The organism is Kineococcus xinjiangensis, from assembly GCF_002934625.1.
Lineage (GTDB): Bacteria > Actinomycetota > Actinomycetes > Actinomycetales > Kineococcaceae > Kineococcus_A > Kineococcus_A xinjiangensis.
The window spans coordinates 194,908-207,793 of record NZ_PTJD01000009.1 but is presented as its reverse complement, the minus strand read 5'-3'; the positions used below and the strand labels follow the sequence as shown (position 1 = coordinate 207,793).

General features: G+C 73.9%; 16 protein-coding genes. 5 read left to right on the top strand and 11 right to left on the bottom strand.

From position 1 onward, the window contains the following. Nucleotides 1–159: 159 nt before the first annotated feature. Together CLV92_RS13880 and CLV92_RS13875 are read right to left on the bottom strand one after the other, a co-directional pair. Nucleotides 160–879, bottom strand: a complete 720-nt coding sequence (locus CLV92_RS13880) for a hypothetical protein (RefSeq protein WP_158257246.1) — start codon at nucleotides 877–879, stop codon at nucleotides 160–162. Nucleotides 880–1,298: 419 nt separating this feature from the next. After that, nucleotides 1,299–1,631 carry a hypothetical protein gene (locus CLV92_RS13875; protein ID WP_104433581.1) on the bottom strand — a complete coding sequence of 111 codons (333 nt, stop codon included), beginning with the start codon at nucleotides 1,629–1,631 and terminating at the stop codon, nucleotides 1,299–1,301. Between the two features lie 359 nt (nucleotides 1,632–1,990). On the opposite strand from CLV92_RS13875, the gene CLV92_RS22460 reads away from it, so the two are divergent. From CLV92_RS22460 to CLV92_RS13865, 3 genes are all read left to right on the top strand, one after another. Then, nucleotides 1,991–2,098 carry a recombinase family protein gene (locus CLV92_RS22460; protein ID WP_245886802.1) on the top strand — a complete coding sequence of 36 codons (108 nt, stop codon included), beginning with the start codon at nucleotides 1,991–1,993 and terminating at the stop codon, nucleotides 2,096–2,098. After that, nucleotides 2,098–2,217 carry a helix-turn-helix domain-containing protein gene (locus CLV92_RS22455; protein ID WP_245886800.1) on the top strand — a complete coding sequence of 40 codons (120 nt, stop codon included), beginning with the start codon at nucleotides 2,098–2,100 and terminating at the stop codon, nucleotides 2,215–2,217. Before CLV92_RS22460 ends, CLV92_RS22455 begins: the two co-directional genes overlap by 1 nt. 360 nt (nucleotides 2,218–2,577) lie before the next feature. Further along, on the top strand, nucleotides 2,578–3,627 hold the full coding sequence (locus CLV92_RS13865; protein WP_158257245.1) for a PD40 domain-containing protein: 1,050 nt from the start codon (nucleotides 2,578–2,580) through the stop codon (nucleotides 3,625–3,627). A gap of 272 nt (nucleotides 3,628–3,899) precedes the next feature. Here the strand turns inward: CLV92_RS13865 and CLV92_RS13860 are convergent, their stop codons facing one another. After that, nucleotides 3,900–4,340, bottom strand: a complete 441-nt coding sequence (locus tag CLV92_RS13860) for a hypothetical protein (protein WP_104433530.1) — start codon at nucleotides 4,338–4,340, stop codon at nucleotides 3,900–3,902. A 127-nt stretch (nucleotides 4,341–4,467) separates the two neighbouring features. Here CLV92_RS13860 and CLV92_RS13855 point away from each other — a divergent pair, with 127 nt between their 5' ends. After that, nucleotides 4,468–4,818, top strand: a complete 351-nt coding sequence (locus CLV92_RS13855; protein WP_146099536.1) for a hypothetical protein — start codon at nucleotides 4,468–4,470, stop codon at nucleotides 4,816–4,818. A gap of 194 nt (nucleotides 4,819–5,012) precedes the next feature. Here CLV92_RS13855 and CLV92_RS13850 read toward each other — a convergent pair whose 3' ends face one another. From CLV92_RS13850 to CLV92_RS13820, 8 genes are all read right to left on the bottom strand, one after another. Further along, a complete protein-coding gene (locus CLV92_RS13850; RefSeq protein WP_104433526.1) occupies nucleotides 5,013–6,302 on the bottom strand; it encodes a D-arabinono-1,4-lactone oxidase in 1,290 nt (429 codons plus the stop codon). Beyond that, on the bottom strand, nucleotides 6,299–7,381 hold the full coding sequence (locus CLV92_RS13845) for a hypothetical protein (protein ID WP_211291123.1): 1,083 nt from the start codon (nucleotides 7,379–7,381) through the stop codon (nucleotides 6,299–6,301). Before CLV92_RS13845 ends, CLV92_RS13850 begins: the two co-directional genes overlap by 4 nt. A gap of 68 nt (nucleotides 7,382–7,449) precedes the next feature. Next, on the bottom strand, nucleotides 7,450–7,899 hold the full coding sequence (locus tag CLV92_RS13840) for a GNAT family N-acetyltransferase (RefSeq protein ID WP_104433524.1): 450 nt from the start codon (nucleotides 7,897–7,899) through the stop codon (nucleotides 7,450–7,452). 210 nt (nucleotides 7,900–8,109) lie between these two features. After that, entirely contained in the window at nucleotides 8,110–8,640 is a 531-nt protein-coding gene (locus CLV92_RS13835) for a DUF4190 domain-containing protein (RefSeq protein ID WP_104433522.1), read from the bottom strand. Nucleotides 8,641–8,748: 108 nt separating this feature from the next. Then, nucleotides 8,749–10,650, bottom strand: coding sequence for a S8 family serine peptidase (locus CLV92_RS13830; protein ID WP_104433520.1), 1,902 nt, complete (start codon nucleotides 10,648–10,650; stop codon nucleotides 8,749–8,751). Nucleotides 10,651–10,748: 98 nt separating this feature from the next. Beyond that, a complete protein-coding gene (locus CLV92_RS21780) occupies nucleotides 10,749–10,907 on the bottom strand; it encodes a hypothetical protein (RefSeq protein WP_170112758.1) in 159 nt (52 codons plus the stop codon). Nucleotides 10,908–10,916: 9 nt separating this feature from the next. Beyond that, entirely contained in the window at nucleotides 10,917–11,690 is a 774-nt protein-coding gene (locus CLV92_RS13825; protein WP_104433518.1) for a class E sortase, read from the bottom strand. Further along, entirely contained in the window at nucleotides 11,687–12,382 is a 696-nt protein-coding gene (locus CLV92_RS13820) for a DUF881 domain-containing protein (RefSeq protein ID WP_245886798.1), read from the bottom strand. Before CLV92_RS13820 ends, CLV92_RS13825 begins: the two co-directional genes overlap by 4 nt. 225 nt (nucleotides 12,383–12,607) lie before the next feature. Here CLV92_RS13820 and CLV92_RS13815 point away from each other — a divergent pair, with 225 nt between their 5' ends. Next, nucleotides 12,608–12,850, top strand: coding sequence for a cell division protein CrgA (locus CLV92_RS13815; RefSeq protein WP_104433514.1), 243 nt, complete (start codon nucleotides 12,608–12,610; stop codon nucleotides 12,848–12,850). The last annotated feature ends 36 nt before the right edge of the window (nucleotides 12,851–12,886 follow it).

Below are 12,886 nucleotides of genomic sequence, written 5' to 3'. Positions count from 1 at the left end.
GACCAGGTGCACCAGCAGCCCCGTGCTGCCGGCACCGGCAACGGTGCCTCAGGGACTCGCCGGCAGGAAGAGTCTGACCAGTGAGCGGAAGATCAACTGAAGTCATGCGGAGTCCGCCGACGGCATGCTGCCGCCTGGGCGTGTGAAGCGCGGGCGGGTTCAGCGCTGGCCGTGGTGACCGAACAGGGTCTCGGCCTCGCTGAGGCGATCCCACCGCCACATCGCAGGTGGCGTCACGTCCCGCAGCGGTGTACGCAGGGAGCTTGCGGCGTCCTCAGCCGCGTTGCGCAACCACTCCACCCGATCTTCGCCCCACTCCAGGTCCGGCTTCTTCAAGAAGCCCAGCCGCCGCGGCGGGAGCACATCGGCGGCGATGTGTGCGTGTCGGCGCACCTGCGCAGCGAGCCGTTCCCGTCCCTCAGTCTTCCTCTGCTGCACCACAGTCTTCTTCTCCTGCACCACCAGGTACAGATCGCAGAACTGCCGCAGCAGCCACAAAGACCGCTCATCGTCCTGGTCGACGTCCTCGCCGTGGATGAGCCGGTTGGCCAGGCGCCAGTCAGAGCGGGCCAGTCGATCGGTGGCAATCTCTCCCGTCGCCACCTGCACACCGCCGCACACCCACACCGGCCGCTGGACACCACGCCGCCACGCCTCGGCCTCCTGCGCCAACACCTCACCCACCGATGGAAGGCGAAGGGCTGCGCCGGTCAAGGCGGTCGCGCAAGCTTCCAACTCCTCCTGCTGGGCCGGGACGTACAGCTGGTCCAAAGCGGCCAGCACACGGCCACGCGCCTCATCGGAGAGGAGCCCGGCGCCATCGGAGCCGTCATGCAAGGCGCCCACGGGCTCCTCGCTCAGGTCCTCCACAGTCCTCACCAGCTCCTCAGACCTACCGCAGGGCGCCACATCATCCTCGACGAGAGGATGGCAGCAGGAAGCACCGCGCCATGCGCACATCGACATAGTGAGATCGCCAAGGCTGCGGCGGGCAGGCCGTGGGTGGTGAGGATGACGTGCGATCGGCTGCCGGTGTCTTCACGGCGGCGGAGCGTGCGGGTCGTGCGCGGCGTCTGGTGACAAGCCCCCCTGTCACCAGACGCGCCGCAACGCTTCCCCCCACAGTGAGCCGGCCTCGTGGTCTGGGTCCCCCCGGACCCTGACCCCGATCCCCCCGGACTCAGTGATCACATCGGCACCGACTGCCAGGGCGTTACACCCCGACCTGGGCGCCTCGCGGCGGCCGCACCTCGCCCCTTCCCGAAGCCTGATCGGAGCCCGGGCGGCTGCTGGATCGGTCAGCGTGCGGGTAGCTCCACACGCCGGCCCATGCCGAAGCCCTCGGCTTCATCGTCGGTGACCATGGCGAAGGCACCTGCGGGCACTCCGCTCCTGGCGGCGATCTTCGACGCGATGGCCAGGAGCTTCTCCTCCGAAGATCCGGTGATGAAGAAGACGTAGGAGCCGTCGTAGTCCTCGCTGTCGTCGAGGCACTCCGCGCCGTCGGTCTCCTCGTCCAGGTCCATGACGTAGTCGTCGAGGTCCAGGATCCACGGGTACTCGTACTCCCCGTCTGCGACGTCGGGGGCAGGGACGAGTGGGACGTGGATCTCCACGACGAGCTTGGGCATGGCGGGACCGTAGCCAGACACTCCGACAGGCACGCCCCTCCATCCACGTCACTGCTGGCCGGCGCTTCCGGTGTCGAGACGGTGGGTCACGCACTCCGGCGGCAGATCAGCAGCGCTAGCCGTCTCGGAATCGACCGGTTGTGAGACGCCCGTCGCGGGGTCGCGACGCGCCAGGGTGGGGTCTCAGAACCCGTGTCCGCGACCTCTGTCTCACAGCCGCCGTTGTCGGTGGGTTCCGAGACAGTCCATGGTCTGGCCGCCCACTTGCTCGGCTACGCCCGGGTCTCCGCTCCCGCCCAGGACGTGGCCTCGGTCGCTGACGAGAGTCCGTCGACACCACCACCGCCACTGGCCGCCTGGTGCTCTCGATCTTCGGCAGCCTCGCGCAGTTCGAGCGGGAGCTGACCCGGGAGCGGACCATGGCCGGCCTCGAAGCCGCGGCCGGCGCGGTGGCCGGCCACAGGTGATGACCCCGGCCAAGCTCACCGCCGCGCGGGCGATGCTCGCCGAGAGCAGCCACAGCGTCACCGCGGCCGCCAAGGCCCTCGGCGTCTCCCGAGCCACGCTGTACCGGGCCCTCGGCTGACCCCGCGGCTCGGGTGCGCGGCTCGCTGTCTTCCGGTTGCCCTCGGGCAGGCTGAGATGGCAGGCGAATTCGGATCAATGCAGGGAACCGCAGGCGTGCCGGTGGTGTCCTAGGACCATGCGTCGACGCAGTGTGGCCACGGCCACCATCACCGCCGGGCTCATGCTGCTCGCCGTCTCCACCTCTACCGCCGCGCCCGGACCCACAGAGGCTGCCCAGACCGGGGCTGGCCAGACCGGGGCTGGCCAGACCGGGGCTGGCCAGACCGGGGCTGGCCAGACCGGGGCCGGTCGGGTCGGACCTGGGCACGGGCGACTGCTCGCGTTCTCCGGCTGGGTGAGCGGGGACGGGGAGCAGAGCGTGCTGGCTGTCGACACCACCAACGGGCGAGTCCGCACGATCGCCCCGGGCGGTGGGGTCGTGAGCGCGCTGACGTGGACCCCGGACGGTCACCGCGTCGTCTGGATCGGCCCCGACGCCCGCCGCGACGGCGGCGCCGTCTTGTCCAGCGCCCGCCCGGACGGCTCCCAGCGGCACACCCTGCTGGAGGGCTTCGACCTGCGCGCGCTGGCCACCGCTCCCGACGGCACGCTGGCCGTCGTGCGCGCGGACATCCCCGACAACGTCGACTGCGCGACGAAGCCCCCTGTCCCGCGGGCCGAGATCGTCCTGATCGCGCCGGACGGTGGGGTGCGCAGCCTGCGGGAGGTGCCGGTGGTCACTCCCTGGCTGCTCTTCTCCCCGGATGGCTCGCTGCTGCTGTGGCACGGTGCCTCGGGTGATCCTTGCGGTGATGTGCGCGAGTCGCAGGTCTTCCTGACCGACCTCGCCGACGGCAGGACCCGGCAAGTCAGCGGAGAAGCGCAAGGCACCGGGTGGGCGTCGTTCTCCAAGGGCGGCTCGACCGTGATCGTGGCGAAGTCCGACGGCCTGGGGCAGGACCTGGTGCGCATCGACGTCGCCTCGGCGACCTCGGTGCGCCTGCGCACCCCCGACTTCGCGGAGTCGTTTCCGGTCTTCTCCCCCGACGGCACGAAGCTCGCCATGATCCGCACTCCCGGGGTGCCGGAGGAGGGCAGGATCTTCCGGCCCACCGGCGCCCCCAGGATCGTGATTGCTGACGCCGGAGGCCGGCTGCTGCAGGACTTGGGACCTGCACCGGTGGAGGTCGAGCACCTGGCGTGGGCACCCGATGGTGCTTACCTGGCCCTAGGCGGCTTCACCTCCGTGCCGGCGTGCCCGGGCTGCGACTACGGCTCAGCCGACCCAGGATTGTGGAAGATTCCGCTCGACGGACGCGCACCCTCCCAACTCACCACCGCCGGCGGCTTCGCCAACGCCGGTCTCGCCTTCCAGCCCACCATTCCCACCTCCCCTGTCATCGACCGTCAGGCCCGGCAGCCCCGATAGACCGGCAGGTTGCGTCCTTCATCTGCCGGTCCAGACGCTCAGAGGCGGGCGCCGATACCACTGCCCATCAGGGGCGCGACGACCTCGATGGGTTTGCGCTGCGCGACTGCGACAGTGTGATCGCCTCAGCGTCCAGCAAGCCGGTCATGGTTTCCCACTCCCTGCCAGCCCCAACGCGTCGCAACCGAAGGCGACCTACTCCTTGCGGTGAAAAACGAACACTTCCTCGGAACCCCACGCAACGGCTTCGCCCGAAGCCTTGGCCTCGAAATTCACGCTGACGGTATCGGGGTAATCGGCCGCAACCTCTCGTCGTGGAGGAGGTCGAGGTGGAGGTCGTCGCTGGCGGCGTCTCGCCAGTCGGTGCGGTAGCGGTGGTAGTCGTCGCGGACGGTGGCCCAGTTGTCGCGGGGGTCGCCGTCGTCGATCCCGAGCAGGCCGGCGGTGCCGGTGATGCTGCCGTGGATGAGGTCCTCGATCTCTTCGGGTGCCGTCTGGGCGAAGCCGTTCCACTGGTAGCGGTGTTCGTCCTGCTGGGCGGTGAAGAGGGAGGCACCCGCCTCGCGGTGGACGCGCGGGTCCATCTCTGCCGCCAGTCGTGCAGTGAGGGCGTCCAGCTTGGCGGCGGCCTCGTTCGCTGCCCAGGCCCTGGCCCTGGCCCTGGCCCTGGCCCTGGCCCTGGCGGCGAGCATGACCTGGTTGTCCACCTGCATGTCAGCGCCGTAGACCGCGGCCGCGGTCTACGGGGGTGAAGATGCCGGCGGCGGTGGAGGCGAACCACACCTCCACCAGGAAGGAGCCGTGGCGGGTGGGGGCACCTCCCGCGCGGAGCGTGGGGGAATGTCCAGGCCCGCGGTGACCACGCCCGCACCGGCGGTGGCACCACGCATCAGCTCGGTGCGCGCGGTCAGCGTCTCAGCGAAGCGGGCCGGCGACCTCCCCGGCGTCGCCATCGAGGAGCCCGGCGACATCACGCAGGCCCTCCGGTTCCACCGCGAAGCCACCGCCGATGGCCACCATGTCGCTGCCTCACCCAGTCCGTTCAACGAGGTTCCGGTCTCCGCGGCCGACAGCCCACGCCCCGAGCGCGGTCACGTCCTGGGGTGCGGTGCCGACCGTCATCGCCCGGGCACGGTGGCACAGACTCCCGACGCCACCACGGCCTGCGCCCCGATCGCGGGATACCCGTGACCCCTGCCTACGGGCCCTCACGTCCGTGGCGGCGGACACCTCAGCCAAGGTCACGACACCGGACCGCGGGCTGCAGCGGCCGCGCCGTCGCCGCACTTCATCTGATCCCTCTTCGCGACACGCCGCCCAGCTTCCAGGGCCGTGGCGTCACCGGGCGCCTGGGGGGAAGATCATCTAGCCGGGAACCGAGCGCCTCAGCCCGTCACGCCCACCCGGTCGGTGAAGGCGTTGGCGAACCTGCGTCCCGGGTCGTGGCGCGCCACCAGCGCCCGGAAGTCCGCGAAGCGCGGGTAGAGGGCCTCCAGCCGCTGCGCGGGAGTGGTGAACAGCTTCCCCCAGTGCGGCCTGGCGTCGAGGCCGTCGAGCGCCGCCTCGACGTCGGCGAGCAGCGCGAGGACCTCCGGCTGGCGCTGCGCGAACGTGAAGTGGACGGCGACGGTGTCGCGGCCGCAGGAACCCGACAGCCACAGCTCGTCGGCGGCGACGGTGCGGATCTCGCTCACGTGCAGCAGCGGCGCGATGCGGGGGCCGAGCTCGCGCAGCGCGCCGATGGCCTCCAGGGCGTGCTCGCGGGGCAGGAGGTACTCCGCCTGCAGCTCCTCCCCCTTGCTGGGCGTGAAGCTGAACCGGAAGTGCGGCAGCCGCTCGTGCCAGGGCCCCGGCATCCCCAGCTGCTGCGTGGCGTTGCGCACGTCGGCCTCGGGGACCGGGTTCAGCGGTTCGGTGCAGGGACGCGCCCCGAACAGCTCCGCCGGCGCGTCGGCGGAGTCGGCCAGGCGCGTCTTGAGCCAGACCTGGGAGGTGTCGGGCCCCGTCCAGTCCGTGAACACGCTGACGCTGTGCGCGGCGGAGGTCACCGCGTCCAAGTTCTCCACGAGGGCGTCGAAGGACAGCCCGGAGTAGACGTCCTGGCGCACGTCGTAGGTCGGCAGGACGTCCAGCTCCACGTGGGTCACGACCCCGAGGGCGCCGAGGGCGACGACGCTGCCCGCGAAGTCCTCCTCGCCGCGCTCCACCCGCCGCAGCTCCCCGTCGGCGCCGACGAGCTCCACGGCCCGCACGACGGCGGCGAGGTTGCGGGCGCGGTCGCCGGAGCCGTGGGTGGCCGTGGCGACCGCCCCCGCGACGCTGATGTGGGGCAGGGACGCCATCGTCGCGAGCGCGGCCCCGTGCGCGTGCAGCTCCTGCGCGAGGACGCCGTAGCTGGTGGCGCCGCTGACCCTGGCGGTGCCGGCGGCGCTGTCGACGTCGACCTCGGTGGGCAGCCCCTCCAGCGTGACGAGGTCGCCGGGCGAGTCGGCGACGTCGTTGAAGCAGTGCCGGGTGCCGAGGGCCCGCACGTGCCGGGCCGTGGTGACGACGCGGCGCAGCTCGTCCAGCGACGTCGGCCGGTGCAGGGTCCGCGCCGAGTAGCGGAGGTTGCGGGCCCAGTTCAGCCCCGGAGTCGTGCCGGAACCGCCGGAGGACGCCGTCTCGGTGCTCACCGGGGCACCGTAGCCGCCGGGGTCGCCGTCGCCACCCCCGCCGGGTCAGCGTCGGCGGGCGCGGGCGCGGGCGCGGTGGTGAACTCCGCCAGCACCGCCACCAGCAGGCCGAGCAGCGCCTGCACGACGGGCAGGCCGGTCAGCAGCTCCAGCGACGGCGGCGGCGCCTGCGGGCCCGCGGCGGCGTAGGCGCCGACGAGGAACCCCGACCAGGTCAGCAGCGGGGCGAGGACCGCGAACGCCCGCCACCGCGCGCGCCGCTGCGGTGCCGGGCGCAGCACGCGGGCCAGCACGTCGATCAGGATGCCCGCGAGGACCACGCCGGCGATCGGGGCGAGCCCGTTGAACCCCGTCACGGCAGCGGACAGCAGCCCCGCGACGCCGGCGAGGACGGTGGCGGCGCCGAACGGCAGCGGCCAGCGCCGGGCGAGGGTGAGCAGCGGCACGAGCAGGACGAGCCCGGTCAGCGCCACCGAGGACGCCAGGTCGGCCATCACCCCCACCTCCCGGCCGGACAGCGCGACGACGACGCCGACCTCCCCGAACGCGAGGGCGTTGCCGTACTGGAGGAACAGCAGCACGAGGACCGCGCCGAGGGCGGTGGCGAGCATCGCGGGTCCCAGCCGGGTGGGGACGCCCGGGGCGTCGGGGCGGGCCCAGGCCGAGCGCACGGCGGTGGTGACGATCACGAACATCGACGCGGCCAGGCCCAGGTGCGTGGGGCTGAAGAGGATCTTCAGCTCCTGCTCGATCCCGAAGATCGTGTGCCAGATCCAGTCGCCGGCCCCGCAGACGGCGAAGACCGGCAGCGCCAGCAGCGTCGCGCCGTACGCGGGGGGCATGGCCTGCCAGGCGCCCCGGCCCCGCCGCAGCGCGTGCCGCACGGTCCACAGCACCCACAGCGCGGTGGCGGCGAAGCCGGAGTAGAAGACGCCGTGCCAGGGGGTGAGGAACGACTCCAGGCCGGGCAGGTTGTTGTGCGCCCAGGAGTCCAGGAGCAGCCCGAGGGTGAACCACCCCGCGAGCAGGGTGGTGACCAGGTCCGTCCGGTGCGGGACGGGGGCTGGGGTGGCGGGCATCGCTCCTCCTCGGGCGCAGGCGTGGCGATCACGCTAGGGGACGTGAGGGCACCCCGGCCCGGGTGCCCTCACGTCCCCGGCAGCGGCGCGAGGTCCTTGGCGAAGTGGTGCGCGGCGATGTGCATGCGCCGGGTGAAGTAGAAGCGGTGGGCGTCGTGGCGCTGGACCCCGGAGTCCAGGGTGAGCTTGGTGCAGCCGGCGTCGCGGGCGCGCTGCTCCAGCTCGCCGAGCAGGAGGGCGCCGACCCCGCGGGAGCGGGAGCCGGTGGTGGTGACGAGGTCCTCGACGTAGAGCTGGCGGACGGTGGAGGTGTTGGCCCACAGCCGCCAGCCGGCGACGCCGTGGCAGGTGCCGTCGTCGTCGAGCGCGGCGCTGAAGCGCAGGCCCTGGGGGCCGCCCTCGTCGGCGACGGCGGCGAGCAGGTCGAGGTCGAGGTGGGGGCGCAGCTCGCGCAGGACGGGGAGGGCCGCGGCCCAGCGCGGGTCGGTGCGGGGGTGGTCGAGGTCGGCGACGTGCATGCGGGCTCCTGTGCTGAGGGGTCGGCGTGCGGGTGGCGGACGAGACGAGCGCCGCCCGTGATCTCATCGTCGTCGACGGGAGCGGCAGTGCGGTGTCGCATCCGTCGACGACGCCGGGATCACGCCCGCAACGGCGGAGGGCCGCCCACCGGTGGTGGACGGCCCTCGCGGGACCGGGCACGAGGTCTCGACGCCCTCGCGCGATCCGCACTACTGCTCGATCGCGTCCTGGCAGGCCTGCTGGGCGGCGACGTCGTTGCCCGCATCGGCGAGGCACTGCAGGAACTCCGGGCCCCCCTGCTGGTTGAACTGCTGCACGGCGTAGACGCTCACGGCGATGGACAGGATGAGCGCCAGGGCCCCGGTGATGATGCCGACGAGGGCCATGCCGCCGTTGGTGGCCTGCCCCTTCTTGGCCCGGTTGCGGCCGATGATCCCGAGGATCACGGCGAGGAGTCCGAGGAAACCCCCCACGAGACCGATCAGGGGAACCCAGGCGCCGAGCAGGCCGAGGATGCCCAGGACCAGGGCTGCGATCCCGAGCCCGTTCTTCGGGGCGGCGGAGCCGCCGCCGTACTGGGCGGGCTGGGCCCCGTACTGGCCGGGCTGACCCCCGTACTGGCCGGGCTGACCCCCGTACTGGCCGGGCTGACCCTCGTACTGGCCGGGCTGGGCCCCGTACTGGCCCTGCCCGTGCTGACCTCCGGGCTCGCCCGGCGGGGGCGGGTAGGACGACGACATGCTGGTTCCTCCTGATGGTCCGGTCGATGCGGGGAGGAGCCTCGCAGGTCATCGACCCCGTGTCTCGGTGTTCGGGCGCTCAACCAGTCCGCGTCCCCGGCCGGGACCTCAGCGGTGGGTGATCGTCACCTGGCGCGTGTCCCAGGAGTAGGTGGCCGAGCCGCCCTGGAACTCCTGCCGCACCCCACCGGGGACGGCCTGCTCCCCCGTGCGCGGGTACCCGAGCCGGCCCGTCTCCCAGCCCTGGCGGGCCCACGCGTCGCGGATGGCGCCGCGGACGACCTGCGCCCTCGTGGTGGGGCTCCAGTACACCGAGCCGCCCTGGAAGTGGTTGAAGGCACCGCCGCGGAGGAGGACCTCGCCGGTCGTCGGGTGGCCGAGCACGCCGTCCTCCGCGCCGGCCGCGGCGTAGGCGCCCAGGATCGCGCCCCGCACGTCGTGCGCGCCCGTGGCCGGCGACCAGTGGATGCGCCCGCCGGTGAAGCGCTGCACGACCCCGCCGCGCGCGGGGACCTCCTCGCCCGCGGGGAAGCCGAGCGGGGACAGCTCCCAGCCCATCGCCGCCCAGCGGTCGCGGACCGCGCCCAGGACGACCTGGGCGCCGGTGGCGGGGCTCCAGTAGACGGAGCCGTGCTCGAACTGCGTGAAGGCCCCGCCGCGCACGGGCACCTCGCCGGTGAGCGGCCACCCCAGGAAGCCGCCCTCCGCGCCCGCGGCCCGGTAGCGGGCCAGGATGGCGCCCTTGACCACGACGCTGGCGCCGTCGCGGGTGTAGCGCACCGAGCCGTCCCCCTGGGTGACCACCGGGCCGGGGGCCGGGGCGGCCGCGTCCACGGCCGCGGCGACGTCGAGCACACCGCGGCCGTACCCGGCGGGCCACGCCGCGGGGGTGACGGCGCTGGACTTCAGGATCTCCTCGACCGCTGCGGGGCCCAGGTGGGGGGCCACGCTGCGCACCAGCGCCGCCGCGCCCGCCACCTGCGGGGCGGAGAACGACGTGCCGCTCATCGAGGTGTACTCCGAGCCGTCGTAGCTGCCCGTGCGCGGCGGCACCGCGCCCAGGACCCGCTCACCGACGGCGGAGAGGTCGACCATCTCGTTGCGCACGGCCCAGGACGAGGCCACCCCCGTCGCGGAGGCGGAGGAGACGGAGATCACGCCGGCGTGGGCGGCCGGGTACATGACGGGGTTGCCGCAGCCCGTGGTGGCGGTGCCCGCGCAGGGCGAGCCGTCGTTGCCCGAGGAGGCGACGACCACCACCCCGGCGGCGACGGCCCGGTTGACGGCCTCCTCCACGACGCGGCTGTAGGAGGGGCCGGCCACGGAGAGGTTGATGACGCGGGCCCCGCGCGCGACGGCGGCGTCGATGCCCGCGGTCATGGCCGCGCTGGTGCAGGTGGGGGCGCAGATGCGAACGGGCAGGATGCCGGCGCCGGGCGCCACCCCGGCCGAGCCGACGCCGTTGCCGAGCCGGGCGGCGATGATCGAGCTGACGAGGGTGCCGTGGTAGCCGAGGCTGCCGGGCTGCTCGTCGAGGGCGGTGGGGACGGTGTTGAGCTGCGGCAGGACGGCGCCGCGCAGGTCCGGGTGGTCGGCGAGCACGCCCGTGTCGAGGACCGCCACCACGGTGCCCGCACCGGTCGTGCGCTCCCACGCCCGCGGCGCCCGGACGGCGTGCAGGTGCGCGGAGGAGGCCAGCAGCGGGTCGGCGGCCGCGGGGGCGGCGGCCAGCCCGACGGGGTGGTATTCCACGGTCACGTCGGCGGCCAGGACGTCGGTGCGTGCGTCGAGGCGCTGCGCGAGGGACTCGGCGGCGCGCTCGCTGGCGGCGGGGACGGTGGAGGTGATCGGCCTGCCGTCGACGATCCGGGTGACGTCGACCGTGGCGGGCTGTGCGCCGGGGGCCTGCGGGGCCGCCGCCGCGGCCGGGACGGCCACCAGGGGGACGGCCGCCAGGACGGCGCTGACCAGGAGGGCAGCGGCCCCGCGCGGCCTACCGCGGACGGGCATGGTGCCTCCCTTCGGGTGGTGACCCCCTTGAATCGGCCGTTCGGGGGAACACTTGAGCGTAGGGGCCGGGTTCGTCCGGCGCGGTCGTGCCCGCCGGCTCAGGAGCCCACCGTCCCGTCGTTGTGGGGCAGCAGCGGGGCCACCGCCGGGAAGACGACGGTCATGCACAGCAGCAGGACCGCCGCGGCGAGCAGGCCGCACTGCAGGACCCGCAGCCACACCGGTCCCGGCAGGTGCCGCCACAACCACCCGTACACGTTCCCCCCTCAGCTCCGGGCCCGCTGCAGCACCGGCGGCGGGCCGTCGGCGCGGGGCCGGACCGACTCCAGCACGGCGTGGACGATGTAGCGCTGCCGCGCGGAGTTGATCGGGTGGCAGGCCGTCATGGTGAGCAGGCGCTCGGTGGGCTCGGCGCCGGGCCGGTTCGGCACGGGGGCGATGACCTCCACCGCGGAGGGGCTGACGATCTCGTGGCCGCGCACCCGGTAGGTGAAGAAGTCGGTGGCGGTGGCGACGACGACGGGGTCGCCCTCGCGCAGCTCGGCGATGTCGTGGAAGGGCCTGCCGTAGGTGACGCGGTGCCCGGCGAGGGCGAAGTTGCCGACCTCCCCGGGCCCGGCGGTGCGCCGGTAGTGCCCGACACCGTCCTTCAGCACCTCGGCGGTGGTGCCCTCGACGACGGGCACGGCGTAGTCCTCGCCGAAGCGGGGGACGTGGAGGATCGCGAACGCCCTCCCCTGCGGCAGGGCGGTGTCGGCGGCCGGGGACGGCCCGGGAGCGGGTGCCGCGGCGGTGCCGGGCGCGCCGGCGGGTGCGGGCTCCGGTTGGGCAGGGGCGGAGACCTGCCAGGCGCGCTGCAGCTCCTCGACGGTCTGCTGCTGGGCCCGGCCCGAGGTCAGGTCCGTCCACCAGAGCTGCCAGGCGACGAAGAGCAGCACGAGCACGCCGAGGGTCAGCAGGGCCTCCCCGAGGCCGGACGCGACGGCCTGCAGGGTGCTGCGCCGGTACGGGCGGGCAGGCCCCACCGCCTGGGCGCTCATGCGGGCGCTCCCTGGGCGGGCCGGGCGTGCTCGAGGGCCAGCGCCCCGTCGTAGGCGGGTGCCACGACGGTCGCCGGCTGCTGCACCTCGTACCCGAGCCCGTACGCCGCCACGTACTGACGGTAGACGGCGAGGTCGGGGGCGGCGTCCAGCGCGGCCCGCATCGCGCCGGGGTCGCCGATGGCGGCGATGCGGTAGGGCGGGGAGTAGGTGCGGCCCTGGAGGATGAGGACGTTGCCCACGCAGCGCGGCGCGCTGGTCGCCACGATCCGCTGGTCCATGACGGTCATGGCCTCCGCGCCGGCCGACCAGAGGGCGTTGAGCACCGCCTGCACGTCCTGCTGGTGCACGACGAGGTCGTTGGGGCCGGCGCCGGGGGGCGCGGGGCGGTCGCGCGGGGCGTCGTCGAGCACGACCACGAGGCCGGGGCCCTGCACGGCCTCGGTGCCCACGACGGGCGCCAGCTCCGCCGCGGCGGCCTCCTCGGCCAGGGCCGCGCCGCCGGTGGTGCGGGTGCGGGCGAGGGCGTCGACCTCGGCGCGCAGCTCCGCCACCCGGGCGCCCTCCGCGGCGATGGCTGCGGACTCCTCGCGGACGAGGCCGACGAGGTCGCCGCCCTCGGCGCGCAGGTCGGTGCCGCGGGAGGTCTGCGCGCTGGTCACGAAGAGCACGCCCGCCGCTGCGAGGACCACGGCGACGGCTGCACGGCCGCCCGCGCGTCGCCGGCGGACGGCACTGCCCCGGCCGGGGGACGCGCTGCGCCGGCGGGTGGGCGCGGGGGCGCGACCCGCCGGTGGGAGGTCCGTCCGGTGGGTGCCCGTCCGGTCGGTGCTGGTCACGGTGCGTCGCCGGAGCCTGCTCGACCGTGCACCCGCACTACGCTAGCCATTCGGCTGAGACGATCTGCGGAGGTTGATGTGGCCCGATCCCGCCTGCGGCGGTCCGACCGGAACGAGTCCCCGGAGCCGAGGATCGCCCGGCCCACACCGCGCTGGTACGTGGTGGTGATGGTCGGGCTGATGCTGCTGGGGCTGGCCTGGATCGTCGTCTTCTACCTCTCCCAGACGCTGTACCCCGTGCAGGGGTGGGGGAACTGGAACCTCGTGGCGGGCTTCGGCCTGGTCCTCGTGGGCTTCGCGATGACGACGCGCTGGCGCTGAGGGGAACCGAAGGGGCGCCGCTTCGGGGCTTTGGGC

What these genes read in the sequence shown, in the direction of transcription:
- CLV92_RS13875 (WP_104433581.1), bottom strand. Translation starts at nt 1,631, where the DNA reads ATGCCCAAGCTCGTCGTGGAGATCCACGTCCCACTCGTCCCTGCCCCC.
- CLV92_RS22455 (WP_245886800.1), top strand. Translation starts at nt 2,098, where the DNA reads ATGACCCCGGCCAAGCTCACCGCCGCGCGGGCGATGCTCGCCGAGAGC.
- CLV92_RS13860 (WP_104433530.1), bottom strand. Translation starts at nt 4,340, where the DNA reads ATGCAGGTGGACAACCAGGTCATGCTCGCCGCCAGGGCCAGGGCCAGG.
- CLV92_RS13855 (WP_146099536.1), top strand. Translation starts at nt 4,468, where the DNA reads ATGTCCAGGCCCGCGGTGACCACGCCCGCACCGGCGGTGGCACCACGC.
- CLV92_RS13845 (WP_211291123.1), bottom strand. Translation starts at nt 7,381, where the DNA reads ATGCCCGCCACCCCAGCCCCCGTCCCGCACCGGACGGACCTGGTCACC.
- CLV92_RS13840 (WP_104433524.1), bottom strand. Translation starts at nt 7,899, where the DNA reads ATGCACGTCGCCGACCTCGACCACCCCCGCACCGACCCGCGCTGGGCC.
- CLV92_RS13835 (WP_104433522.1), bottom strand. Translation starts at nt 8,640, where the DNA reads ATGTCGTCGTCCTACCCGCCCCCGCCGGGCGAGCCCGGAGGTCAGCAC.
- CLV92_RS13830 (WP_104433520.1), bottom strand. Translation starts at nt 10,650, where the DNA reads ATGCCCGTCCGCGGTAGGCCGCGCGGGGCCGCTGCCCTCCTGGTCAGC.
- CLV92_RS13825 (WP_104433518.1), bottom strand. Translation starts at nt 11,690, where the DNA reads ATGAGCGCCCAGGCGGTGGGGCCTGCCCGCCCGTACCGGCGCAGCACC.